Source organism: Caloramator proteoclasticus DSM 10124, from assembly GCF_900129265.1.
Taxonomy (GTDB): domain Bacteria; phylum Bacillota; class Clostridia; order Clostridiales; family Caloramatoraceae; genus Thermobrachium; species Thermobrachium proteoclasticum.
Map to the genome: position 1 here is coordinate 1 of NZ_FQVG01000044.1, position 22,778 is coordinate 22,778.

Genomic DNA, 22,778 nt, shown 5'->3' on the forward strand with positions numbered 1-22,778 from the left:
ATGTTATATCTATAAAAGGTCCTTCATACAGATTAAAATCTAAAATGAAATATTTTAACAGTTCTTCTAATACATCATCATAGTACAATTTTTGTACATAAATATATTCCATTTTTTGTGCAAAAATATATTGACATTTACACTCTTAAGCATAAAAAGTGTTGGTAGAGACCACGAGGAGAAGGATAAGGATACTGATACTATTATGTTTTTAGTCAACAAATATAGGGTTATCCCCGTTATTAATGAAATTAATATTTTAATAACAACAAGTTCGTTGTAGGTTAATGGCAAATCTGCCCTTATAAGTTCAAGTTCAACATACTCCCTTATCCTGCCATTGAACTTAAAATTAGGTACAAGCTTTGACAAGGACTTTATAATACTTATTTTTTCCTTCCTATCTTCATAATTTAATTCAACATATTCCTCATCAAAGTGTTTTAACTTGTCCACAGTCTTAACTTTGTTAAATGCTAACATAGATAAAGAATAAAAAATTGAAAAGGAAAGTAGAAAAATCAAAGTTAGCAACAGAACCATATTATCACTTCCAAACTACATAAATATTTCTTGTGGAATGTTTATTCCCTTTTCCTTAAGCTTTTGAATAAACTTTGGCATAACTCCTGTAAAAACAAAATCACCCTTTACCTTACCCTTGTTGTCAACTCCTCTTTGTTCAAATCTAAATATATCCTGAAGTATTATTACATCCCCCTCCATACCCTGAACCTCAGTTATATGAGTTATTTTTCTACTTCCATCCATAAGCCTTGACTGCTGTATTATAACATCTATTGCTGATGCAATTTGATCTCTTATTGCTCTAACAGGTAAATTCATACCAGACATTAAAACCATTGTCTCAAGTCTTGAGAGCATATCCCTTGGAGAATTTGCGTGTCCTGTTGTAAGTGAACCATCGTGACCTGTATTCATAGCTTGAAGCATATCGAGAGCCTCACCTGATCTTACCTCCCCCACAACAATTCTATCCGGCCTCATTCTTAAACTGTTTTTAACAAGGTCTCTAATTGTTATTTCTCCTTTACCTTCAAGGTTTGCAGGCCTTGTTTCAAGCCTTACAACGTGCTCTTGAGACAGCTGAAGTTCTGCCGCATCCTCTATTGTTATTATTCTTTCTTCGTTTGGTATAAAGGATGATAAAACATTAAGCGTTGTTGTTTTACCACTTCCTGTACCACCAGATACAACAATATTGAGCCTTCCTTGAACACATATTTTCAAAAACTCCGCCATTTTAGTATTTAAAGTGCCAAACCTTATTAAATCTTCAACTGTAAAGGGGTCATCTGAGAACTTTCTTATAGTAATTGATGGCCCATCTATTGCAAGAGGGGGAATTATTGCATTAACTCTTGAGCCATTTGGAAGTCTTGCATCAACCATTGGAGAACTTTCATCAATCCTTCTTCCAAGTGGAGATACTATCTTCTTTATAACGTGCATTACGTGGTCATCATTTTTAAACTTTGCATCTGTCAAGGTAAGCTTTCCGTTTCTTTCTACATATATCTTATTTGGCCCATTCACCATAATTTCTGTAACACTTGCATCCTTTAAGAACTGGGTAATTGGCCCAAATCCTATTATTTCATCTAAAAGTTCTTCCTTTATCTTTTTCTTTTGGGAACTTGTTAAATTTAGTGACTCCTCCTCTATATTTTTTAGAATTATTGCATTTATTTTTTGTGTTACCTCATCATTTTCCTCTGAAATGTCTTTAAAGTTTATGTCAAGTTCTTCTATTACTTTATTTTGTATTTTAGATTTTAATTTTACATAAGGATCTATCTCCTTTTCCATTTTTATCTGCTTCTTTTCTATATTTTTTTCTTCAAGTCTTTTAATAAGAGACATATAATTGCCCCCTTTATATCTCAAGTTGTCTACATAGAGTTTCTATTGATTTTTCTATCTTAGATTTTAAAAACTTACTACCCTCAATAAAGGGTTTACCTGTGTTGATTGAGTTTATAACTGTCTTTTCATCATCTGCTATAGTTAAAAATACACTCTCCTTAAATACTTCCTCCGCCTCTTTTTTACCTATTCCATAGTCTGTTTTAAACCTATTTATAACAACCTTAACCTTATTTTTGTCGTATCCTAAGGATCTCATAACTTGAAGTCCAAGCTTTGTGTTTTTTAAAGAAGCTAAATCCATATTGGAAATAAAAAGAATATAGTCGCAAATATCCAGTATATAAAGTGTAACTTCACTAAAATTTACCCCCGTATCAACCACTACAACATCATACTGCTTCTTTAATGTATTTAATATTTTTTCCACTATTTCTCTGCTTATATATTCAGAGGCTTCAGGCTTTTTAGGTGCAAACATTATATCTAAATTTTTATTGTAATTGTAGAGATAGGATTTCACACTACTTAGTGATTCTATGTTATCCTCATCAACTACATCAAGTATTGTCTTTGCATCAACAGCATCAACAAATATAGATATATCTCCGAACATTAAATCCAAATCCATAAGAAGCACCTTTTTATTTTTACTTAATTCAATTGCTGTATTTACTGCTAAGGTCGTCTTCCCAACTCCTCCCTTTGAACTAAAGAAGGTAATCACCTTACCATCCCTTAAATCTATATCGCTTCCTTTTCTACTCTTGTATCTGTCATAGGTAAGTTTAATAGTATTTACTAATGTGTCATAATTGAAGGGCTTTATGATATATTCCTTTGCACCATAAAACATAGCCTTTCTTAAATATTCACTTTCACCTTGAACAGACATAATAATAACAATTACTTCTTTAAATTGTGATGTTATTCTTTCTGTTGCCTCAAGTCCATTTAAGACAGGCATATTTATATCCATTAAAACCACATCAGGTTTTAACCTTTTTATTTTTTCTATTGCATCTTCTCCATCTAATGCCTCTCCTACTATTTCAAAATCCTCTTCAAATTCAATTATTTTCTTTACAATATCCCTTGTTTCTTTAACATCATCTGCAATTAATATCTTTATCTTATTCATACTATCACTCCTACTTTTTAGAAACAGGAATTTTTATAATCATATTAGGAACTATTATATTTTCATCCTTTATATTGTTTATCTCCTTCAAAAGGTCATAGTTATCAGGATGTCCATAGAAGGCTCTACTTATGTTTCTTAACGTATCTCCCTTTTTTACCTTATAGTAGATATATTTTTCTTCTTTATTTATAAAAAAATCTGCTTCTACTGTGCCATTTGAGTTTATTGTATCTGTACTTTTATTTGCTCTAAGGGAAAGTTTTATTTTACCTATATCCTCAGCAAGAACAAGCTTTTCTACATCCTGTGCAGGAACCTGAAGTGTTACAAAAAATCTTGTAGGTACCTTTCCATCATCCTTAGGGTTGTTCTGTCTTGTCATATTTCTATCTACTGCTAATACCTTTATGTTTTGAAGTATAACCTTTGCAATGTCCCTTCTTACTACTCTATTGTTCTCCCTCTTCTCTGATAAGAATACAATAACATCAACATAATCACCTGGCTTTAAAAGGTATGATACACCAGTATCACCTGTAACGTTTACTGAAAGTGCCCTATAATTTTCATCTATATTGAAACTCAATTCATCTATTTTCTCACCCTGAAGCTTACCAAGAAGTATTATCTCATCCTTAATGATATTCTCCTTTGCAAATTTTCCTAAAACCAAAGAATAATCCCTAATATATCCCTGCTGAATGCTCTCCTTTGGTAGTTCAATCTCCCTCAACATCTTTTTTTCTATAACAGTCCCCTTTGGTATATTGGTGTTTGCAACTAAAACCTTAACAAGTTGCTGAGTTTCTTTTTTTGACCCTAATTTACCTATATACATATACACTAAAAGGGTAACAAGTATTGATAATATGAAGGAAAAAAGTAAAACCCTCCTAAAATAACTGTTCATCTTATCACCTACCTTGAAAGCTTAACACCATAAACTCCTGTATCATTTAGACTCATATCAATTTCTGCATTTGTTACATATTTTATAAATCTCCCTTGAATTTCTGCCTTGCCAGAGTTTTTAGTTATGTCCTCAACAAAAAACTGTGCAAATCCAACAACCAAAACCATCTTTCTACCATTTACCTCCATCGTATTTACAAGAGGTATTGTCCATAATCTTATGGAGTCTCTATTAAAGTTCTGAAAGGTACTGTTTTCTGAGTTAATGTAGTTTTTTAAATCGTTAACAACCCCACCCATATTACCTGGTTCTGTATCAAGCAAATCTCCAACATTTATAACACCATCATAGCCATACATCGCATTTATATAAAAAACATTGGCTCCCTGTCCTCCTATTGCAAGCACATTGTAATTTCCGTGATATCCATCCCCTGCCTCCTCTTTTAATGTAACTAAATCGCCATAGGTAAAGTCGTACGCCACAACTCCAAAGGGCCTAACCCCTCCTTTAACTGATTTTGCTGGTCCTAAAATTGCCTTAGATTTTGAAGAAACAGTACTTTTGTTTATTCCAAAAATTTTTGCGAATATATGATTAGTCTGCTTTCTTGCCCTAATTTCAATACTTTTATTATCCTCTGATATAGATATTTCTGCCTTTGTGGAATCAACTCCATTTTTTTTAAGATATTCCTTTGCAATCTCCTCTGCCCTTTGAGGATTAGTAGGGAGTTCTAATGCTGCTGATAGGCAGGCTGCATCAATTGCATTTTCAAGCTTTATTTTTTCTGCATAAACTATCCCAACATCTATAACATAGGCTGAAAAAGATAAAAGTGCAGCAAACATAATAAGAATTATTATGGCTGCATTTCCCCTTTTTTTCATTTATATCACCTTCATTCAACTCTCATTGCTGTTTCTGCTGTCAGTTCTACTTGGTTTCCTAATATATTTTTTATTATCGGTATTAAAAGGTCGTATTCATATTCTACCCTAACCCTCAAAGTCTCACCTGATTTTCTATTAGAATCATTTGGAGTTATTGTAACATTCAGTTTATTAGTATCTATATGAGAAGCACTACTATATACTGCTTGAACTATTTCGTTATCATCTGCTCCCATAATTCCAAGCCTTGCACCTTCCCTCGATGCATTTTGAATTGTTAGATAGGAATTAAGCATTATTCCAAATTCTGATATACCCATTACGATTAGTAAAATAATGGGCAGAAGTATTGAAAATTCAATTAATGCTTGTCCTTTTTTTCTATGCTTCATAGCATCTCCTCTTTTTAAAGAAATAGATATGCACTATGCATATCTATTTCTATTTTTATTTAATTAGCCCAATTGTTGTGTAATTTGTTGGAATTTTTGTGCTATTGCAGGTCCAAGAAGTACCAATGCTCCGATAACAACTACAGCTATAAGTGCAACAAGCAATGCATATTCAACCATACCTTGTCCCTTTGTTTTTCTTGAAGTCATAAAGTTAAATAAAGTTCTTATCATATATATAACCTCCCTTAATAATATTCGCTTTTGTTTTTGTTAATTTAATTATATTTTAGATAGAGTCTATAAAGTAGATTGCAAAGGTACTAAAATAGAAGTACCTTAGGCATAAAAAAATAGGGACTTAAGTCCCTACAGATTGTTGACAAACCTGTTTGTTAGCTAAAATATGAAAAAGCCCCATGAAAGGATTTCTATTAGCATATTTCATGAGCTTTAGCAATTATTGCTTTTCGACTTTGAAAAAGTCCGTAATTCGGCACAGGACGTGCCGAGCCGAGCGGCCATCAGGACGATGGCATCGCGAGGGTAGGACTTTTTCAAACTAAGAAAAGCTTAGAATTGCTTAGCGAAATGAATCAATGGCCAAGAAATCCTTCATGGGGCTAATCAATATATAACTTTTTCAACAGCCTGACACACCTTTATTGGTGTGTCTCTATTATAATCCTATCCCCATCCTTTATTCTATCTGTAAAGGATGCATCCCTATCATTTAAAAGTAACCTTACCGCCTTTGCACTGTTTATATCTATATCTACATAATTAAATATATCTACAAATATGTATCCTTCCTGCCTATTTTGTAATTTGATTGGCTCTCCATTTACAACTACATAAATAAAATCCTCTTCTTTTACCTCATTGAATTTTAATTCTATAATTTCAACTTCATCTCCATCAGAAAGCTTATAATCTAAACCCATCTCTACTCCATTTACCTTTGCCATCTGGCCTTCCTTTAACACATCCTTAAGTAAAACTTCTGCATCCCTACCATCCACAGCAAAATTTACAACAATTTCATCTCCATCCTCAATACAATCTAAAAGCGAGGTAACCTGTCCATTTTTAAATATCATAGATGGCTTTGCTGCTTCACCTAAAAATCTTCTCTCCTGTCCATTTATTTTTATGTTAATCCCTTTTCCTGACTTTGCAAAAAGGTTTTGAGGTTTTATTCCTGCAATATGAAGTGCATTAGAAACCCTCTGTTTTCCTGAGTTATAGAGCTTTACTTCTTTACCATTAACCTTTACAACAATAAAACTTCCTGGTGAGTTTATTGAATTTATTGCAATACCGATGGGTGTTACACAATCAGGGCCATTCAACTTATTGCCACTATATATTACATTTTTTATAGCATCTATTCCTCTTACAGCAACTCTATCCTTTGGAATTCCTAATCTTGAGGAAATGAATTCAGGTAGCTTTACAACTTGACTTCCTCCACCTACTAAAAATACTGCATTGGGTGATTTACCATTTAATTCTATTATCTTTTGACATATAAGTTCTGCAAGCTTTTCAACAGTTGGCTCTATTACCTTTTTTATCTCACTTAATTTAACTGTCTTTGTGTTTAAAAGTATGTCGGTATATTTATATGTTTTTTTATTTGTATTTAGGGAAAGCTTTATTTCCTCTGCTGTATTAAAATCTACCACAAGATGATGGCATATTGCCTCCGTTATCTCATCTCCTGCAAAGGGAACCATACCATAGGCAACAACAGTTCCATCCTTTGTTATTGCAATATCCGATGTACCAGCCCCTATATCTATTAGTGCAAGATTAAGAAGTCTATATTCTTTAGGAATTACCGCATTCATTGCTGCAATTGGTTCAAGAGTCATTGTTTCAACCTCAAGACCAATGTTTTTTATTACTGAATAGAGGCTATCAACTACAGACTGCGGTAGAAAGGTTGCAAGAAGTTCTACCGATGCCTTTTTACCCCTATGCCCCTCAAGGTTAGTCATAAGGTAATCATTTAAAAAATAGTTAATTACACTATAGCCTACACAGTAGAATTTTTCTTCTAAATCCTCTGTATTAATTTGTGAATATGCCTTTGAAAGTGCCTCCAATTCAAGGTTGTTTATAAAATCCCTATCTATAACTTGTCCATCCTTTAGAGGAAGGTCAGCTAAAACCTTTGTAGTCTTTAATATCCTTCCTGCTGCCGCTATTGAAACTCTATCAAACTTTGTACATAATCTTTCTTCAAGCCTTGTTTTTACCTCATATGCTACTTCGGATACTGCCTGTATATCGTGTACTTGTCCGTCCATCATTGCTCTTTTTTTATGTTCTATAATCTCTTCATCCACTATTTTTATCTTATCTTCATCTAATGTAAATGCAATACCTATAACTGTTCTTGTTCCTATATCTAATGCAAACTTTATATTCTCCACATAACCACCTCTTGTTTTTTAGTAAGTCGTTTTACAGATTATGGTTAATTTCACATTTCACCTGGGTGGCACTTTTTAAAGGAATGTTGTTCTCATCTGCAATCCTTTTTAAATCCTCAAACTCAGGTTTTATATTAACAATCTTATCCTTATATCTTGCAATTTTTACTTTTACATCACCATATCTTGTTTCCACAGTTTTTGTTTCTCTCTCTAATTCTACTCTGTCTATCTTTATTTTTCTTACTCCAATTGTAGTTGATTCTGTAAAGATTATATCTAATATTTTTTCCTCCATAGACTTTGATACAATTACGTTTAAAGTAACTGCTGGTCTATTTTTTTTCATATAAATAGGGGTATAGTATACATCCCTTGCTCCAGCTTCAAATAATTTATCCATTAGATATCCATACATCTCACCTGTCATATCATCAATATTGGCTTGAATTAAAAAAAGCTCATCTTGATTATCATCTGACAATATTACCCTTAGAACATTTGGTTTTTCTGTCTCCCTCTTTCCTGCTCCATATCCAACATTTTTTATCACAAGAGGGCAGTCCATTTTAAACTCATCTGCAACAGCTTTAATTATTGCCGCACCCGTTGGTGTAGTAAGTTCAAATTCCCTTTCATCTGAATATATAGGTATTCCCCTTAGTATCTCTGCTGTGGCAGGTGCAGGAACAGGTAGTATTCCGTGTTCACATTCTACAAATCCTCTTCCAGTGTTAATATAGGAGGATATGACCTTGTCTATTTTTAAATAGTCAAGGCATATTGAAAAGGCTACAATATCTATAATAGAGTCTGTTGCACCAACTTCGTGGAAATGAACATCGTATAGCTTTTCTCCGTGAACCTTTGCCTCTGCCTCACCTACTATTTTAAATATTTTCTTAGAAAGTTCCTTAACAGATTTATTTAAATCGCTTTTGTCTATAATTCCCTCTATGTCAAATAAGTTTCTTGCGTGATGCCTGTGTTCAGTTAAAATGACATCGAAATAAGTTGAGTCAATTCCTGCCCTTTTAACCCTTTTTATATCTATTTTATACTCCTCATCTATATTTAATTTCTTTAATTCATTTAATAAATATTCCTTAGAAACTCCAAGGTCTAAAAGCGAAGCAACCGCCATATCTCCACTAATTCCTGAAAAGCAATCAAAATAAAGTATTCTCAAAATCACTCAACTCCCTTTGCTACTCTTTTGTTTATCGTTGATGCTATATACCCTGCACCAAATCCATTATCAATGTTTACAACAGAAACCCCTGCTGCACAGGAATTTAGCATAGTTAAAAGTGCTGAAAGCCCATTGAAATTTGCACCATATCCTACACTGGTTGGAACAGCAATAACAGGAACATCTACTAGCCCTGCAACAACTGATGCAAGTGCTCCCTCCATTCCTGCAACTGCAATTACTACATTTGCCCTTTTTATTCTATCTAAATTATTAAATAGCCTATGAATTCCTGCAACTCCAACATCATATATCCTATCTACATTATTCCCAAAGGTCTCTAAGGTAATTGCAGCCTCCTCTGCAACCTTAATATCTGCTGTTCCTCCTGTTACAACTGCAACAAGACCTACTTTTTTTGTTTCCTTTGGATTTATAACGCAAACCCTTGCAACTTCACTATAAATAAGATTATCTGTTATTTCGCATATTGCATTGTAGGCCTCTTTACTTACCCTTGTCGCAAGTATGTTTTTATCCTGCTTTAGCATATCTTCAACAATTTTTTTTAGATGTTCAAGCTCCTTACCTTCACAGTATATAACCTCAGGATATCCAACTCTAATTCCTCTGTGATAATCAAGCTTTGCAAAATCTAAATCCTTATATGGAAGGTTAATTAACCTTTTTAAAGCCTCATCTAAGTTAACATCTCCATTCTTATATCCCTCAAGTAGTGAAATTATATCCTCCTTATGCATTGCTTACCTCCCCATCATAGCTTCCTCTTTTATATCCTGATAAATCAAGGGTTACAAAACTAAACCCTATTTCTTTAAAGTATGTATTAATTTCATTAATCAACTGAATATCCAATATTTTATCCATATCCTTTGCATCAATTTCTATTCTTGCTAAGTTGTTATGACATCTAACTCTTACCTGTTTAAATCCCTTTTTAATTAGATATTTTTCTCCCTTATCTATCATCATTAATTTATCCTTTGTAATTATGTCCCCATAGGGTATTCTTGTTGCAAGACAGGCATATGCTGGCTTATCGTGTGTCTTTAATCCCATCATCCTCGATAGCTCTCTTATTTCGTCCTTTGTAAGTCCTGCCTCTAAAAGAGGACTTCTTACCTTTAGCTCCTCAAGTGCCATTTTGCCCGGCCTATATTCAGATAAATCATCATAGTTTGTTCCATCACAAACATAATTTATTCCCATATCATTTGCATAACTACACAAACTTGAAAATATGTGTTTTTTGCATATATAACACCTATCCTGTGGGTTATTTTTAAACTCCTCTACTTCATTTAAAGGGTCAACCTTTATATTAATATACTCTACACCTAATTTATCGGCAAATTCTGCTGCCTCTTTTAGTTCCCAAGATGGATAAATATAGGAAATTGCTGTTGCTGCAACCACTCTATCTTCTAAGACATCCTTTGCCACCTTTAGCAAAAAGGTACTATCTACACCTCCAGAAAAGGCTACCATAACACTTCCCATTTCATTTAATATTCTCTTTAACTTTTCTAATTTATTCTGCAATATCATATCTCCACCTCATCAAAATATTCTAATTAAATTATACTATAAAACATAAATATATTCATCTATATATATTCAACTTAAATTTACCATAAAAATTATTTCATTTGTTTATTTTGTGTAACAATTTAAAACACTTTTAAATTTATAACTATTTATATATGTATTGAAATTTGTCGAATTCTGTATTAAATTATAACTTGTTGTTTTAATAAAACAAGAAAGGAGATATTTATGGAAAAATTAATGAGTTTAATCGGGGTCATTGTTCTTCTTGGAACTGCATTCTTGCTTTCCGAAAACAAGAAAAAAGTAAACTGGATTTTAGTTGCTAAGGGTCTTACTATCCAAATAGTATTTGCACTTATAGTTTTAAAGTGGCCAACTGGTCAAAAAATATTTGATGTTTTAAGTAGAGGTGTTACAAAACTTCTTGGTTTCACAAGCTCAGGTACATCCTTCTTATTTGGAAGCTTAATTGATTCAAACCAATTTGGTGTGATATTTGCACTACAAATACTTCCAACAATAATATTCTTCTCAGCCTTAATGAGCGTACTTTATTATCTTGGAGTAATGCAGGCTGTTGTATCATTCCTTGCAAAGATAATGCTAAAGCTTCTTGGAACATCAGGTGCTGAATCACTTTCAAATACTGCAAATATATTCCTTGGACAAACAGAAGCTCCACTTCTAATTAAACCATACGTAAATGATATGACTCGTTCAGAACTTCTTACAATAATGGTTGGTGGAATGGCAACAGTTGCTGGTGGAGTTATGGCAGGATATATTGCAATGGGAATTGATGCAGGGCACCTAATAGCAGCAAGCCTTATGGCTGCACCAGCCAGCCTTATGATTTCAAAGATAATGCTTCCTGAAACAGGCGAACCAAAAACAAAGGGAAAAGTTGATATGACCTTTGAAAAGATGGATGCAAATGTAATTGACGCTGCTGCACGTGGTGCTGCTGAAGGTCTTCAACTTAGTTTAAATGTTGGTGCTATGCTACTTGCATTTATAGCTTTAGTTTCATTAATAAATTATATAATTGCTAAGTTTGGATTACTTATAGGTATGAGCAATCTAAGCCTTGAATGGATAATGGGAAGAGTGTTTGCCCCATTTACTTTCATAATAGGTGTACCATTTAAGGATATAATACAAGCTGGAAGCTTACTTGGTCAAAAGATAGTTATAAACGAATTCTTTGCCTTTGCAAATCTTGCTGAACTTGTAAAAACAGGTGCATTAGATAAGAGAACTATAACACTTTTAACATATGCACTTTGTGGTTTTGCAAACATAAGCTCAATTGCAATACAAATAGGTGGAATTGGTGGTCTTGCACCAAATAGACGTTCAGATATTGCAAAACTTGGAGTTAGAGCTCTAATTGGTGGAACACTTGTTGGACTTTTAAATGCAGCAATAGCAGGAATATTACTATAAAAAGGATTGCCCAAGGGCAATCCTTTTTTATTCGGTTTTGATGAAGATTCAAAGTTAGCATTACAAGTTATGTTTTCTTATAATAGCGATTTAGCTATTGCTCACACATTAAAAGAAAAACTATTAAAAATAATTGAAACTGCCTCTTCTTCTAAAGAAGCTCGCACTTTATTACAGGCATTCTAATCGAATACCCGCCCTTAGCTTTGATAAAGAGACACATTAAATAAGGGATTGCCTTTGGGCAATCCCTCTATTTTATTAATACATATCTGGCATTCCGCCTGGCATTGCTGGAGCCTTTTCCTTTTCTGGAAGTTCAGCAACCACAGCTTCTGTTGTTAGGAATGTTGAAGCAACTGATGCAGCGTTTTGAAGTGCTGATCTTGTAACCTTAGTTGGGTCAACTATTCCGTTTTCAATCATATTGATGTATCTTTCGTGTAGAGCGTCAAATCCTACACCCTTATCTGATGCCTTAACTCTTTCTACTACAACTGCACCATCAAATCCAGCATTTTCAGCTATTTGTCTAACTGGTTCTTCAAGTGCTCTCTTAACTATGCTGATACCAACCTTAACGTCTTGTTCTGTTTCCTTTTCAGCAAGTTCTGCAACTGCTGGAATTACGTTGATGTATGCTGTACCACCACCTGGTACTATACCTTCTTCTACAGCAGCCTTTGTAGCATTTAGAGCGTCTTCTATTCTTAGTTTCTTTTCCTTAAGTTCTGTTTCAGTAGCAGCACCAACCTTGATTACTGCAACTCCACCTGCAAGCTTAGCAAGTCTTTCTTGTAGCTTTTCTCTATCGAAGTCTGAAGTAGTTTCTTCGATTTGTGCTCTAATTTGAGCAACTCTTGCCTTAATTTCTTCTTTATCTCCTCTACCGTTTACGATAGTTGTATTTTCCTTTGTAATCTTAACTCTTTCAGCACGTCCAAGCATTGTGATGTCTGCTTCCTTTAGGTCTCTTCCAAGTTCTTCTGAAATTACTTGACCACCTGTTAGGATTGCAATGTCTTGTAGCATTTCCTTTCTTCTATCACCAAAGCCTGGAGCCTTAACAGCAACACAAGTGAATGTTCCTCTTAGCTTGTTAACAACAAGTGTTGCAAGTGCTTCACCTTCAACGTCTTCAGCTATGATAAGTAGCTTTCTTCCTTGTTGAACGATTTGTTCAAGAACTGGAAGAATGTCTTGGATATTTGATATCTTCTTGTCTGTTATTAATATGAATGGGTCATCTAAAACAGCTTCCATCTTTTCAGCATCAGTTACCATATATGGGCTGATGTATCCTCTATCAAATTGCATTCCTTCAACAACTTCAAGTTCTGTTCCCATTGTCTTTGATTCTTCTACTGTGATAACGCCTTCGTTACCTACCTTTTCCATAGCATCAGCTATTAGTTGACCTATTTCTTCGTCAGCAGCTGATATTGATGCAACTCTTGCTATATCTTCCTTACCGTTAACTTGCTTTGATATCTTCTTTATTTCATCAACAGCAACGTCAACAGCCTTCTTAATACCAGTTCTAACTAACATTGGATTTGCACCAGCTGTAACGTTCTTTAATCCTTCTCTTATTATAGCTTGTGCAAGTAGTGTTGCAGTTGTAGTACCATCACCTGCAACATCATTTGTCTTAGTTGCAACTTCTTTAACAAGTTGAGCACCCATATTTTCATATGGATCTTCTAATTCTATTTCTCTTGCTATTGATACACCGTCGTTAGTTATAAGTGGTGCACCAAACTTCTTATCAAGTACAACGTTTCTTCCCTTTGGTCCAAGTGTTATTTTAACAGTGTTAGCAAGCTTATCAACACCTCTTTGCATTGCACGTCTTGCTTCTTCACCGAACATTATTTCCTTTGCCATATTTCTCTACCCCCTTTAAAATTATTCTACTATTGCAAGGATATCATCTTGTCTTAGGATTGTGTACTCAACACCATCAATCTTAACTTCATTTCCTGCATATTTTGAGAATATTACCTTATCTCCAACCTTTACTTCCATCTTTACTTCTTTTCCGTCAACATATCCCCCTGGTCCTACTGCAATAACTTCTGCCATTTGTGGCTTTTCCTTTGCTGAACCTGGTAGAACAATTCCGCTCTTAGTTGTCTCTTCAGCTTCAATCTTTTTAATTACTACTCTGTCACCAAGTGGTCTAAGATTCATTCTAACCCCTCCTTAGACTATATTTTTATGTAAATTTTTTATTATCTTTGTTTGTTAGCACTCACTATGTTCGAGTGCTAATCACACTTATAATATTAAATATTTTTTATTTTATAATCAACTCTGTAAATATTAGCTAAATCTTTATGTATTCCATATTATCGTAATTTTAGTTTAATTATCTACTTCTTTCACTTGAATTTGCATTTTTTCTTTTTATTTTAATATTATCCAATTCATACACACCTAATATTATTGCCAAGTATTATAAAGTTATGCATTTATAACTTATATATTTACAATTGATTTTAATAAAAAAGTCCCTTAAAGTTTTTAGGCCATATCTTTAATATAAGTTAAAAACCTAAAAACTCCTTATGGGACTAATCTTGTTTATGTATTTCATCACTTTATAATCTGAATCTTTCTAACTCCTGGCAGGTTCTTAATGATGTCAATTAATTCATCTGGATTTTGGTTTAGGGCTATTGTGTCTATGGACATTGAAACCATTGCAAAATCCTCTTGAGGTATGCTTTGGTTTATAGTAAGTATGTTACCATTTGCCTTTGCAACAACATCTAATATTTTTGAAAGAACACCTGATATATGATCAAGTATCATTGCAAGTGTAAGTATTTGAGTTTTGTTTTCGTAAAACTCAAATATGCTGTCCTTATACTTATAGTAGGTACTTCTACTTATTCCTACTTCTTTAACTGCATCATTTACTCTGTTGTACTTTCCTTGATTTAAAAGCTTTTTTACCTCCATAACTTTAATAAATACTTCAGGTAAAACTCCTGCCTCTACTACATAGTACTTCTTATTTTGCATTGTCCCCCTCCTTAAAACGCATCCTTCCCTTTAAATTCTCTTGCATAATAAAATAAATACTGCTGTGCAAAGCCAGCATAAAATTTAAATTTATCCCTTCCAAATTGACGTATTTTATTTAAACTAACATCTGGTGCAAGATAAAAGTGCTGCATAACTCTTTTAACCCATACATCAACAGGAAAGGCATCATACTTTTGCATAGAAAAGAGCATAATACAATCTGCAACCTTTGGCCCTATTCCCTTAAGATTAGTAAGCTCTCTAAAGGCTTCATCAGTATCAAGTTCCTTTATGATATTTAAATCAACTTCTCCCTTATATATCTTGGAAACAGTATCTACTATATAGGGTGCTCTAAAACCAACTCCACATTCCTCTAATTCTTTTATGTTTGCTCTTTTTAAACTATCTGGGGTTGGAAAAGAATAATATGTTTTGCCCTCAAATTCAATTTCTTTTCCATATCTTCTTGATATGTTTTCAACTGCTCTTTTAATCATTGGTATTCTATTGTTGGCTGATATTATAAAGGATACAACTATTTCAAACATATCCTGATTTAAAATTCTAATACCCTCTCCATACTTAATTGCCTCTTTAAGTATCTCATCTCTTGAGAGCTCGCTTTTAATGTATCCATAGTCTCTTTTTAAATCAAAATAATATTCCCATAATTTTTTATCTTCTATTCTTCCACCCTTTATATATATATCTTTACCCCTTTGAAAAATCCTTACTGCCCTGCCATAGGCTACTCCAACATAACTTCCATCCTCTTGTTCATTCCACCTAAAACACTGGCCACAATCAAATATATGTTTGATATTAAAGTCTTGTGTATCTTTTATAACTATTCCTTCATCGTATTCTTCAAATTTGTACATAATAAAAAACACCTACCTAAGCTTCAAATCCTTGTATATAAATCTTATATTTATAATATTTATTCCTGTTATATGTTCAAATTCTTCCTTTATCTTTTTTATTACAGTTTCCGCAAGCTTATTGAGAGTACATAGTCCCTTTACAGTTACGTATATTGCAACTTCAATTCCTTCTTCTCTATTATCTAATTTAATGGAATCAACCTTTAAGACATCTGTTTCTCTCTCAACTATATAGACTATTATATTTTTTATAACCGTTTCCGATACTGTAAATTTACCAAGATAGCTAAAGGTTGGTCTTACTATAGTTTTTTCTACATTTTGCTTCTTATTATCCCTAACTATTATGTTTTTTATAGAATCTATAAAATAACCAGAAAAACTCTTTTTAATCTCAAATACAGGAACAGGTATTACGTGCTTTCCCTCCCTTAACCTCTGCCTTCTTGCAGTTTCAATCTCCTCTTTAGTTGAAATATCTTCTATATTTATAACTTCATATTTATTAGGAAGATTTAATGCTGCAATTATATGCTCAACCATATTTACAGAGGTTGCAAGAATCAATATTCTATCTACATTAAGTTCATTTAATTTTTCCTTTACCTGCATTCTATGTTCATCCTCATAAAATATGGCTCTTTTAACTGCTGCCATTTTTGTTTTTTCCTTTTTTGCAGACACTCCTGCAACTACTTTTCCTTTATATATTAATAACCCATCGTCAATAATACAATCTATATCGTATAAGCTTGCAACCTGCATTGCTCTATAGCTCTTTCCTGTTCCACTTTTCCCAACAAGGCATATTATATCCATACCATCACCTTTTTTATCATTTATTTTATTATATACGATATGTTTTATTTACGAAAGATTCAAATTTAAGAATTTTTACAAATTAAAGAAGCTAAAGCGTTATCGCTTCAGCTTCTCCTTTATCACATCCCATATATCATCCGTTTCAAAATTTAATTGCCAAGCCGACATTCCCTTCAAATCATATTTATTTATAAGATCAAGTCTATATCCCATTGATTTTGCATTTTCAAGCCAAACAAGATGCCTATTACCATCCTTATCAAAATATTCTCCAACATCCTGTTTTGCATTGTTATCGAAGTAGATATTACCTCCATATTGTTTTATAATATCTACCGCCTGCTGCATCTTTAAAACATTAGAATCATCTGATTGATTCGTATTTTGTGCCACTTTAAAATCTCTTAAATAAAATGGCACTCCAAGAATAAGCTTGTCCTTTGGAACTTCAAGGGCAAGTATTTCCTTTATTCCCTGTTCAACCCAAGGCAGTGACCCAACAGAACCTGCAACTGGTGAACCTTTATAATGTTCATCATAGGCCATAAACATCATATAATCAACTATATCAGACAGTGCTTTTCTGTCATAGAATCTTGACCATTTATCTGATGTTGATGGCTTTGTCACATCAATAGAAACCTTAATGAGAGGATTTTTAGCCTTTAGTCTATTTGTAAGTTCCCTTGTAAATATAATAAGTCCCTCTTTGTTTTTAAGCCCAAGTCCCTCAAAATCTATGTTTATACCATCTAAATTGTATTTTTCTGCATAACCTACTACTTGATTTATAATCCTATCCATAACGCTTTTATTGGTAAACATCGCATAAGCCCTATCTGCATCAAACTCTGCAAGTAGTGCCCAAACTTCATATCCATTTCTGTGGGAGATTTTTACATATTCAGAATCTGCCTTATCTAAAACATTTATACTATTTAAATTAGATGCAGAACCTATAATATCAAACCAAGTAGGAGATACTACATCAAGTCCTATACTTGCTGAATTTTTAGTAATATATTTACTTTCTGGATTGGAAGATTTGTAATAATATTTATTATCTAATTTACTATGGACATAATGCCAAGCAAGAGTTATTTTTTCCTTTGGCGTGTAATTTATAATCTGTGCATTTTGTGATAAAATATACCCCTCTACGGCACCTTGTCTTATCTTATAATACATCCCCATATCCTCAAGAATTTTATATATCTTCCCCTTAACTGCATATCTTTCATCCTGCACTCCATCTATACCTTTTAAAATAGGAGTATCTTCCTTTATAACAATATACTTACCTTCATTAGGTCCTTTAGTTAAATTTAAAAGTTTTTTAGTATATCCACTATGGATATATCCTCTGCTGGTTTTATAAAAACTTCCTGACTGTCCTATTGCATCTATAACTTGTCCCTTTGTATAGTACCCTACAACCATATACTTTGTTGAAGGTCCACTTCTTATAGAAAGTTTAGATGCTGTTACCTCTACTTTAAATGGTGTAAAGATTGCTCCTCTACTTGCTGAATTTTTCAAGGTTGTCTGCACTCTCTTTGTATACCCACTATGGATATATCCTCTACTGGTTTTATAAAAACTTCCCGACTGTCCTATTACATCTACAACTTGTCCCTTTGTATAGTACCCTACAACCCTATACTTTGTTGAAGGTCCACTTCTTATAGAAAGTTTGCTGGCAGTAATCTGTACTTTGAATTGAGAAGCTTCAGCCTTTGGGATAAAAAAAGCAAAATTTGATATAATAAAGGTAAACAGCAAAATTAAAGATATTTTTTTCATCATTACACCCCCTTGTTTGAATTATCGAAAAAAAATCAGTTTTACTTTATATAATAAATTATGGTAAAATCTAAACATAATTCAAAAATCATATTGACATTTTTTTATATGAAGAGTATTATAATAGTAGAGATACCCCTTAAGGGTATATGAAAAGAATATTAATTCAGGAGGTAATATATATGGTAATGCACGTAACTGATAACAATTTCCAAAATGAAGTTTTAAATTCTAATGTTCCAGTACTTGTAGATTTTTGGGCTACTTGGTGTGGACCTTGTAAAATGCTTGCACCAGTTATAGAAGAAGTTGCTCAAAAGATGGAGGGTGAAGTTAAGGTTGTTAAGCTTGATGTTGATGAAAACCCTGTAACTGCAAGCCAATATGGTATAATGAGCATACCAACTCTTGTTCTATTTAAAGATGGTAAGCCTGTTGGAAAACTTGTTGGATTTAGACCAGCTGATCAAATAGAATCAGCAATAAGAGGAGCTCTAAACCTATAATGTACGATATAGCGATAATCGGGAAAGGCCCAGCAGGAATTTCTGCTGCTATTAATGCCTACGCAAGAAACAAAAAGGTTATAATTTTCGGGCAGGATAGCAAGAAAATCCTCTGGGCTCCTTCTATTCCAAACTATGCAGGCTTACCAAACATAACAGGTAATGAATTTATGGAAAGGCTAAATGACCATCTTAAAACAACAGATGCCTTTGTAGTTAATCAAAACGTTCTTGCTGTTTATTCTATGGGAACACACTTTAGCATTCAAGCTGGAACAGAAATGTATGAAGCAAAAAAAGTTATACTTGCAACGGGTGTTGACTTCAAAAAGACAATAGAAAATGAAGATAAGTTCTTAGGTTCAGGTGTTAGCTACTGTGCAACCTGCGATGCTCCACTTTATAAGGGAAGGGTTGTAGCAGTAATAGGATATAACCACGAATCAATTGAAGAAGCAAACTTTTTAGCAACTGTATGTAGCAAAGTATACTTTATACCTCAAATGAAGGAAGATTTATCAAACTTAGATAAAAATATTGAAGTTATAAATTCTAAACCACTGAGATTTGAAGGTTCCTTCAGTGCTGAAAAATTAGTTCTTGAAAATGGAGAAATTGCTGCTGACGGTTTCTTTGTACTAAAGGATAGCTATCCTTTAACTTCACTTGTACCAGGACTTGAAGTGGATGGACCTCACGTTAAGGTTGATAGGAATATGGAAACAAATATAAAGGGACTTTATGCTGCAGGTGATGTTGTTGGAAAGCCATATCAAATAGCAAAGGCAGTAGGCGAAGGACAAATAGCTGCCCTTAATGCCTGTGAATAAAGGTGCCAATTAGGTGAGATGCGTATAAAACCGCCTTCACCTAATCGGCACCTTTTTATATTTCTTTATTTATATGTATAAAATCCTCTTCCTGTCTTTCTTCCTAAATATCCTGCTCTTACCATCTTTCTTAATAGTGGGTGTGGTCTATATTTTGAATCGCCTGTTTCGTTGTATAGGGTTTCCATTATAGCAAGGTTTACATCATTCCCTATAAAGTCCGCAAGTTCAAGTGGCCCCATTGGATGATTTGCACCAAGTTTCATAGCTTTATCAATATCCTCTGCTGTTGCAACACCTTCAGCAAGAAGAGCTACTGCTTCATTTATCATTGGTATTAAAAGCCTATTTACAACAAATCCTGCAGACTCCTTAACTTCAACTGGATCCTTTCCAATCTTTATTGATATATCCTTTATCTTTTCAAAGGTTTCATCAGAAGTCGTAATACCTCTTATGATTTCTATTAGTTTCATAACTGGTGCTGGATTAAAAAAGTGCATTCCTATTACCTTTTCTGGCCTTTTAGTTGATGCTGCTATCTCTGTTATTGATAGAGAAGATGTATTTGTAGCAAGAACTGTATCTTCTTTACATATTACATCAAGCCTACTAAATATATCCTTTTTTACCTCTATATTTTCAAAAACAGCCTCAACAACCAAATCTGCATCCTTTGCATCTTCGATATTTACTGATTTTGTTATATTGTTTAATATGCTGTTCTTTTTATCCTCATCCATCTTTCCCTTCTCAACAAGCTTAGTTAGAGACTTATTTATTAAGTTATATCCTCTTTCTACATACTCATCTTTTGTATCATACATCACTACACTAAAACCACTTTGGGCAAAACACTGAGCTATTCCACTGCCCATTGTCCCGCAACCTACAACAAATACCTTCATAATAAATCCCCCCTACATTACTTCACAGGATTGTCTATAGGCCTTAATCTCCTTAATAAGCTCTGGAACAACCTTATACAGGTCTCCAACTATCGCAAGGTCTGCAACTGCCATAATTGGTGCATCAGAATCCTTATTTATAGCAACTATATATTCACTCTCCTGCATTCCTGCAAGGTGCTGAATTGCACCTGATATGCCGCAGGCAATGTATAGCTTTGGTCTTACTGTCTTTCCTGTCTGCCCAACTTGTCTATCCTTTTCAATCCATCCTGAATCAACAGCTGCCCTTGAGCCTGCAACTATTCCACCAAGGGTATCTGCAAGCTCCTTAAGTAATGTAAATCCTTCCTTGCTTCCTACTCCACGTCCACCTGAGACTATAATGTCTGCTTCTGTTATGTCTATCTTCTCCTTCATTGATTTTACTATCTCTTCAATCTTAACCTTTATATCCTCTTCTTTTATGCTAACATCAAATCTTTCAACTTCCCCTCTTCTTTCATAATCTGCACAGGGGACGCTAAATACTCCTGGTCTTACTGTAGACATTTGAGGTCTATGGTTTGGACACTCAATTGTTGCCATAATATTTCCACCGAAGGCTGGACGAGTCATAAGAAGGTTCTTTGTTTCTTCATCCACATCAAGGCCTGTACAGTCTGCTGTAAGACCTGTTTTAAGCCTTGCGGCAACTCTTGGGCCAAGGTCTCGTCCTATGTAGGTTGCACCAATGAATATTATCTCTGGATTCATCTTTTTTGCTACTTCGCAAATTGCCTTTGTATAGGCATCTGTTGTATAGTGCTTTAAATTTATGTTATCTATCAATATAACCCTATCTGCACCGTGGTGTATTAGAGTATCTGTGAGTTTGTCTACTTCATATCCAAGAAGAACTGCCACAACTTCGCCATCAAGTTTATCTGCAATCTCCCTTGCTTTTCCTAAAAGCTCAAGGCTAACCTTTTGAAGATTTCCATCCCTTTGTTCAGCAATAACAAAAACACCCTTTTTCATACTATCGCCTCCTTATATAAGGTGCATTTCCTTTAGTTTTTCAGTAATAATGTTTGCTGCCTCGTGAGGTGGTAAATCAAACTTTTCACCCTGAGCCTTAGGTCCCTTTGTGAAGGACTTTTTAACCTTAGTTGGCGAACCTATAAGACCAACCTCTTCCTTTTGTAATCCTAAATCAGATAAGCCCATAACCTTAATGTCTTTGCTGTAGCAGGTAAATATGTCGTATATGTTCATATATCTTGGATTGTTTAGCTCCTTAATACAGGTTAAAAGGCAGGGAAGCTTAACACGTAGTGTTTCATATCCATCCTCAAGTGCACGTCTTACCCTAACTTCACCCTCTAAAACTTCAACCTTTTCAACATATGTTACCTGTGGAAGGTTTAGATGCTCCGCAATTTCTGGCCCAACCTGTGCCGTATCTCCATCTATTGCCTGTCTTCCTGCAAATATTAAATCATATCCTAACTTTTCTGCTGCCTTGGCAAGGACAAGGGAGGTTGCCCAAGTATCTGCTCCTGCAAAGGCTCTATCTGTTAATAAAACTGCCTCATCAACACCCATAGATAGTGCCTCTCTTAAGGCCTTTTCTGCCTGAGGTGGTCCCATAGTAACGACAGTTACCTTAGCCCCAACCTCCTCCTTTATTCTTAGTGCCTCCTCTATTGCATTCATATCATCTGGGTTTATAATACTTGGAACTCCTTCTCGGATTAGTGTTCCTGTCTTTGGATCTATTCTAACTTCGTTAGTATCTGGTACTTGCTTTATGAAAACTAATATGTTCATACCCTCACCCCTCTACTTTAGAATGTTTGCTGAAATAACCATCTTTTGAACCTCTGAAGTTCCTTCGTATATCTCTGTTATCTTTGCATCCCTCATCATTCTTTCAACAGGGTAATCCTTTGTATATCCATATCCTCCAAATATCTGAACTGCCTTTGTTGTAACCTCCATTGCAGTCTCTGATGCATAAAGCTTTGCCATTGAGGCATCCATACTATAGTTTTGTCCTGTTTGTTTTTTCCAAGCTGCCTTATACACTAAATTCTTTGCAGCCTCAACCTTAGTTGCCATCTCTGC

At 34.0% G+C, this 22,778-nt stretch carries 24 protein-coding genes; 3 read left to right on the forward strand and 21 right to left on the reverse strand.

Annotation, left to right across the window (positions count from 1 at the left end; genetic code table 11):
• Positions 1-66 precede the first annotated feature (66 nt).
• The 11 genes from BUB63_RS09870 to larE all read right to left on the reverse strand — a co-directional run bounded on the left by BUB63_RS09870 (position 67) and on the right by larE (position 10,431).
• On the reverse strand, positions 67-543 hold the full coding sequence (locus BUB63_RS09870) for a hypothetical protein (RefSeq protein ID WP_073249459.1): 477 nt from the start codon (positions 541-543) through the stop codon (positions 67-69).
• 15 nt (positions 544-558) lie between these two features.
• Positions 559-1,884: a TadA family conjugal transfer-associated ATPase gene (locus tag BUB63_RS09875; protein ID WP_073249461.1), complete on the reverse strand. Its 1,326-nt coding sequence runs from the start codon at positions 1,882-1,884 to the stop codon at positions 559-561.
• 13 nt (positions 1,885-1,897) lie between these two features.
• A complete protein-coding gene (locus BUB63_RS09880; protein WP_073249463.1) occupies positions 1,898-3,028 on the reverse strand; it encodes a CpaE/TadZ family protein in 1,131 nt (376 codons plus the stop codon).
• A 10-nt stretch (positions 3,029-3,038) separates the two neighbouring features.
• The gene (gene cpaB, locus BUB63_RS09885; protein ID WP_073249465.1) at positions 3,039-3,941 is read right to left on the reverse strand and encodes a Flp pilus assembly protein CpaB; all 903 of its coding nucleotides are present in this window, start codon (positions 3,939-3,941) and stop codon (positions 3,039-3,041) included.
• 8 nt (positions 3,942-3,949) lie between these two features.
• The gene (locus BUB63_RS09890) at positions 3,950-4,834 is read right to left on the reverse strand and encodes a TadE/TadG family type IV pilus assembly protein (protein WP_073249467.1); all 885 of its coding nucleotides are present in this window, start codon (positions 4,832-4,834) and stop codon (positions 3,950-3,952) included.
• A gap of 11 nt (positions 4,835-4,845) precedes the next feature.
• Complete coding sequence (locus BUB63_RS09895; protein ID WP_073249469.1) at positions 4,846-5,229, reverse strand: TadE/TadG family type IV pilus assembly protein; 384 nt, start codon at positions 5,227-5,229, stop codon at positions 4,846-4,848.
• A gap of 63 nt (positions 5,230-5,292) precedes the next feature.
• The gene (locus BUB63_RS09900; protein ID WP_073249471.1) at positions 5,293-5,463 is read right to left on the reverse strand and encodes a Flp family type IVb pilin; all 171 of its coding nucleotides are present in this window, start codon (positions 5,461-5,463) and stop codon (positions 5,293-5,295) included.
• 428 nt (positions 5,464-5,891) lie between these two features.
• Positions 5,892-7,670 carry a cell division FtsA domain-containing protein gene (locus tag BUB63_RS09905; protein ID WP_073249473.1) on the reverse strand — a complete coding sequence of 593 codons (1,779 nt, stop codon included), beginning with the start codon at positions 7,668-7,670 and terminating at the stop codon, positions 5,892-5,894.
• A 31-nt stretch (positions 7,671-7,701) separates the two neighbouring features.
• Positions 7,702-8,859: a nickel pincer cofactor biosynthesis protein LarC gene (gene larC / locus BUB63_RS09910; RefSeq protein WP_073249475.1), complete on the reverse strand. Its 1,158-nt coding sequence runs from the start codon at positions 8,857-8,859 to the stop codon at positions 7,702-7,704.
• A 2-nt stretch (positions 8,860-8,861) separates the two neighbouring features.
• Positions 8,862-9,623: a nickel pincer cofactor biosynthesis protein LarB gene (larB, locus tag BUB63_RS09915; RefSeq protein ID WP_073249477.1), complete on the reverse strand. Its 762-nt coding sequence runs from the start codon at positions 9,621-9,623 to the stop codon at positions 8,862-8,864.
• Positions 9,616-10,431, reverse strand: coding sequence for an ATP-dependent sacrificial sulfur transferase LarE (gene larE, locus BUB63_RS09920; RefSeq protein ID WP_073249479.1), 816 nt, complete (start codon positions 10,429-10,431; stop codon positions 9,616-9,618). The genes larB and larE overlap by 8 nt, the downstream gene beginning before the upstream one ends.
• Positions 10,432-10,659: 228 nt before the next feature.
• Here larE and BUB63_RS09925 point away from each other — a divergent pair, with 228 nt between their 5' ends.
• On the forward strand, positions 10,660-11,880 hold the full coding sequence (locus BUB63_RS09925) for a NupC/NupG family nucleoside CNT transporter (RefSeq protein ID WP_073249480.1): 1,221 nt from the start codon (positions 10,660-10,662) through the stop codon (positions 11,878-11,880).
• Positions 11,881-12,141: 261 nt separating this feature from the next.
• Here BUB63_RS09925 and groL read toward each other — a convergent pair whose 3' ends face one another.
• The 6 genes from groL to BUB63_RS09960 all read right to left on the reverse strand — a co-directional run bounded on the left by groL (position 12,142) and on the right by BUB63_RS09960 (position 18,425).
• The gene (groL, locus tag BUB63_RS09935; protein WP_073249484.1) at positions 12,142-13,767 is read right to left on the reverse strand and encodes a chaperonin GroEL; all 1,626 of its coding nucleotides are present in this window, start codon (positions 13,765-13,767) and stop codon (positions 12,142-12,144) included.
• A 21-nt stretch (positions 13,768-13,788) separates the two neighbouring features.
• A complete protein-coding gene (groES, locus tag BUB63_RS09940; protein WP_027309325.1) occupies positions 13,789-14,073 on the reverse strand; it encodes a co-chaperone GroES in 285 nt (94 codons plus the stop codon).
• A gap of 405 nt (positions 14,074-14,478) precedes the next feature.
• Positions 14,479-14,910, reverse strand: a complete 432-nt coding sequence (locus tag BUB63_RS09945) for an ACT domain-containing protein (RefSeq protein WP_027309326.1) — start codon at positions 14,908-14,910, stop codon at positions 14,479-14,481.
• Positions 14,911-14,921: 11 nt separating this feature from the next.
• A complete protein-coding gene (locus tag BUB63_RS09950; protein ID WP_073249486.1) occupies positions 14,922-15,797 on the reverse strand; it encodes a DNA-3-methyladenine glycosylase family protein in 876 nt (291 codons plus the stop codon).
• A gap of 12 nt (positions 15,798-15,809) precedes the next feature.
• Complete coding sequence (locus BUB63_RS09955; RefSeq protein ID WP_073249488.1) at positions 15,810-16,619, reverse strand: hypothetical protein; 810 nt, start codon at positions 16,617-16,619, stop codon at positions 15,810-15,812.
• Between the two features lie 99 nt (positions 16,620-16,718).
• Positions 16,719-18,425 (reverse strand): glycosyl hydrolase family 18 protein, encoded by a 1,707-nt coding sequence (locus BUB63_RS09960; RefSeq protein ID WP_073249490.1) that lies wholly within the window; start codon positions 18,423-18,425, stop codon positions 16,719-16,721.
• A 182-nt stretch (positions 18,426-18,607) separates the two neighbouring features.
• On the opposite strand from BUB63_RS09960, the gene trxA reads away from it, so the two are divergent.
• Entirely contained in the window at positions 18,608-18,931 is a 324-nt protein-coding gene (trxA, locus tag BUB63_RS09965) for a thioredoxin (protein ID WP_073249492.1), read from the forward strand.
• The gene (locus tag BUB63_RS09970) at positions 18,931-19,761 is read left to right on the forward strand and encodes an NAD(P)/FAD-dependent oxidoreductase (protein ID WP_073249494.1); all 831 of its coding nucleotides are present in this window, start codon (positions 18,931-18,933) and stop codon (positions 19,759-19,761) included. The genes trxA and BUB63_RS09970 overlap by 1 nt, the downstream gene beginning before the upstream one ends.
• A 65-nt stretch (positions 19,762-19,826) precedes the next feature.
• On the opposite strand, the gene BUB63_RS09975 is transcribed toward BUB63_RS09970, so the two are convergent.
• The 4 genes from BUB63_RS09975 to BUB63_RS09990 form a co-directional block, all read right to left on the reverse strand.
• Positions 19,827-20,672 carry a 3-hydroxybutyryl-CoA dehydrogenase gene (locus BUB63_RS09975; protein ID WP_073249496.1) on the reverse strand — a complete coding sequence of 282 codons (846 nt, stop codon included), beginning with the start codon at positions 20,670-20,672 and terminating at the stop codon, positions 19,827-19,829.
• A gap of 9 nt (positions 20,673-20,681) precedes the next feature.
• Complete coding sequence (locus BUB63_RS09980) at positions 20,682-21,689, reverse strand: electron transfer flavoprotein subunit alpha/FixB family protein (protein WP_073249498.1); 1,008 nt, start codon at positions 21,687-21,689, stop codon at positions 20,682-20,684.
• Positions 21,690-21,701: 12 nt separating this feature from the next.
• Entirely contained in the window at positions 21,702-22,481 is a 780-nt protein-coding gene (locus tag BUB63_RS09985; RefSeq protein WP_073249500.1) for an electron transfer flavoprotein subunit beta/FixA family protein, read from the reverse strand.
• Between the two features lie 12 nt (positions 22,482-22,493).
• On the reverse strand, positions 22,494-22,778 hold a 285-nt coding region (locus tag BUB63_RS09990; protein WP_278298291.1), incomplete at its 5' end, for an acyl-CoA dehydrogenase family protein.

What these genes read in the sequence shown, in the direction of transcription:
- BUB63_RS09870 (WP_073249459.1), bottom strand. Translation starts at nt 543, where the DNA reads ATGGTTCTGTTGCTAACTTTGATTTTTCTACTTTCCTTTTCAATTTTT.
- BUB63_RS09875 (WP_073249461.1), bottom strand. Translation starts at nt 1,884, where the DNA reads ATGTCTCTTATTAAAAGACTTGAAGAAAAAAATATAGAAAAGAAGCAG.
- BUB63_RS09880 (WP_073249463.1), bottom strand. Translation starts at nt 3,028, where the DNA reads ATGAATAAGATAAAGATATTAATTGCAGATGATGTTAAAGAAACAAGG.
- cpaB (WP_073249465.1), bottom strand. Translation starts at nt 3,941, where the DNA reads ATGAACAGTTATTTTAGGAGGGTTTTACTTTTTTCCTTCATATTATCA.
- BUB63_RS09890 (WP_073249467.1), bottom strand. Translation starts at nt 4,834, where the DNA reads ATGAAAAAAAGGGGAAATGCAGCCATAATAATTCTTATTATGTTTGCT.
- BUB63_RS09895 (WP_073249469.1), bottom strand. Translation starts at nt 5,229, where the DNA reads ATGAAGCATAGAAAAAAAGGACAAGCATTAATTGAATTTTCAATACTT.
- BUB63_RS09900 (WP_073249471.1), bottom strand. Translation starts at nt 5,463, where the DNA reads ATGATAAGAACTTTATTTAACTTTATGACTTCAAGAAAAACAAAGGGA.
- larB (WP_073249477.1), bottom strand. Translation starts at nt 9,623, where the DNA reads ATGCATAAGGAGGATATAATTTCACTACTTGAGGGATATAAGAATGGA.
- larE (WP_073249479.1), bottom strand. Translation starts at nt 10,431, where the DNA reads ATGATATTGCAGAATAAATTAGAAAAGTTAAAGAGAATATTAAATGAA.
- BUB63_RS09925 (WP_073249480.1), top strand. Translation starts at nt 10,660, where the DNA reads ATGGAAAAATTAATGAGTTTAATCGGGGTCATTGTTCTTCTTGGAACT.
- groL (WP_073249484.1), bottom strand. Translation starts at nt 13,767, where the DNA reads ATGGCAAAGGAAATAATGTTCGGTGAAGAAGCAAGACGTGCAATGCAA.
- groES (WP_027309325.1), bottom strand. Translation starts at nt 14,073, where the DNA reads ATGAATCTTAGACCACTTGGTGACAGAGTAGTAATTAAAAAGATTGAA.
- BUB63_RS09945 (WP_027309326.1), bottom strand. Translation starts at nt 14,910, where the DNA reads ATGCAAAATAAGAAGTACTATGTAGTAGAGGCAGGAGTTTTACCTGAA.
- BUB63_RS09950 (WP_073249486.1), bottom strand. Translation starts at nt 15,797, where the DNA reads ATGTACAAATTTGAAGAATACGATGAAGGAATAGTTATAAAAGATACA.
- BUB63_RS09955 (WP_073249488.1), bottom strand. Translation starts at nt 16,619, where the DNA reads ATGGATATAATATGCCTTGTTGGGAAAAGTGGAACAGGAAAGAGCTAT.
- BUB63_RS09960 (WP_073249490.1), bottom strand. Translation starts at nt 18,425, where the DNA reads ATGAAAAAAATATCTTTAATTTTGCTGTTTACCTTTATTATATCAAAT.
- trxA (WP_073249492.1), top strand. Translation starts at nt 18,608, where the DNA reads ATGGTAATGCACGTAACTGATAACAATTTCCAAAATGAAGTTTTAAAT.
- BUB63_RS09970 (WP_073249494.1), top strand. Translation starts at nt 18,931, where the DNA reads ATGTACGATATAGCGATAATCGGGAAAGGCCCAGCAGGAATTTCTGCT.
- BUB63_RS09980 (WP_073249498.1), bottom strand. Translation starts at nt 21,689, where the DNA reads ATGAAAAAGGGTGTTTTTGTTATTGCTGAACAAAGGGATGGAAATCTT.
- BUB63_RS09985 (WP_073249500.1), bottom strand. Translation starts at nt 22,481, where the DNA reads ATGAACATATTAGTTTTCATAAAGCAAGTACCAGATACTAACGAAGTT.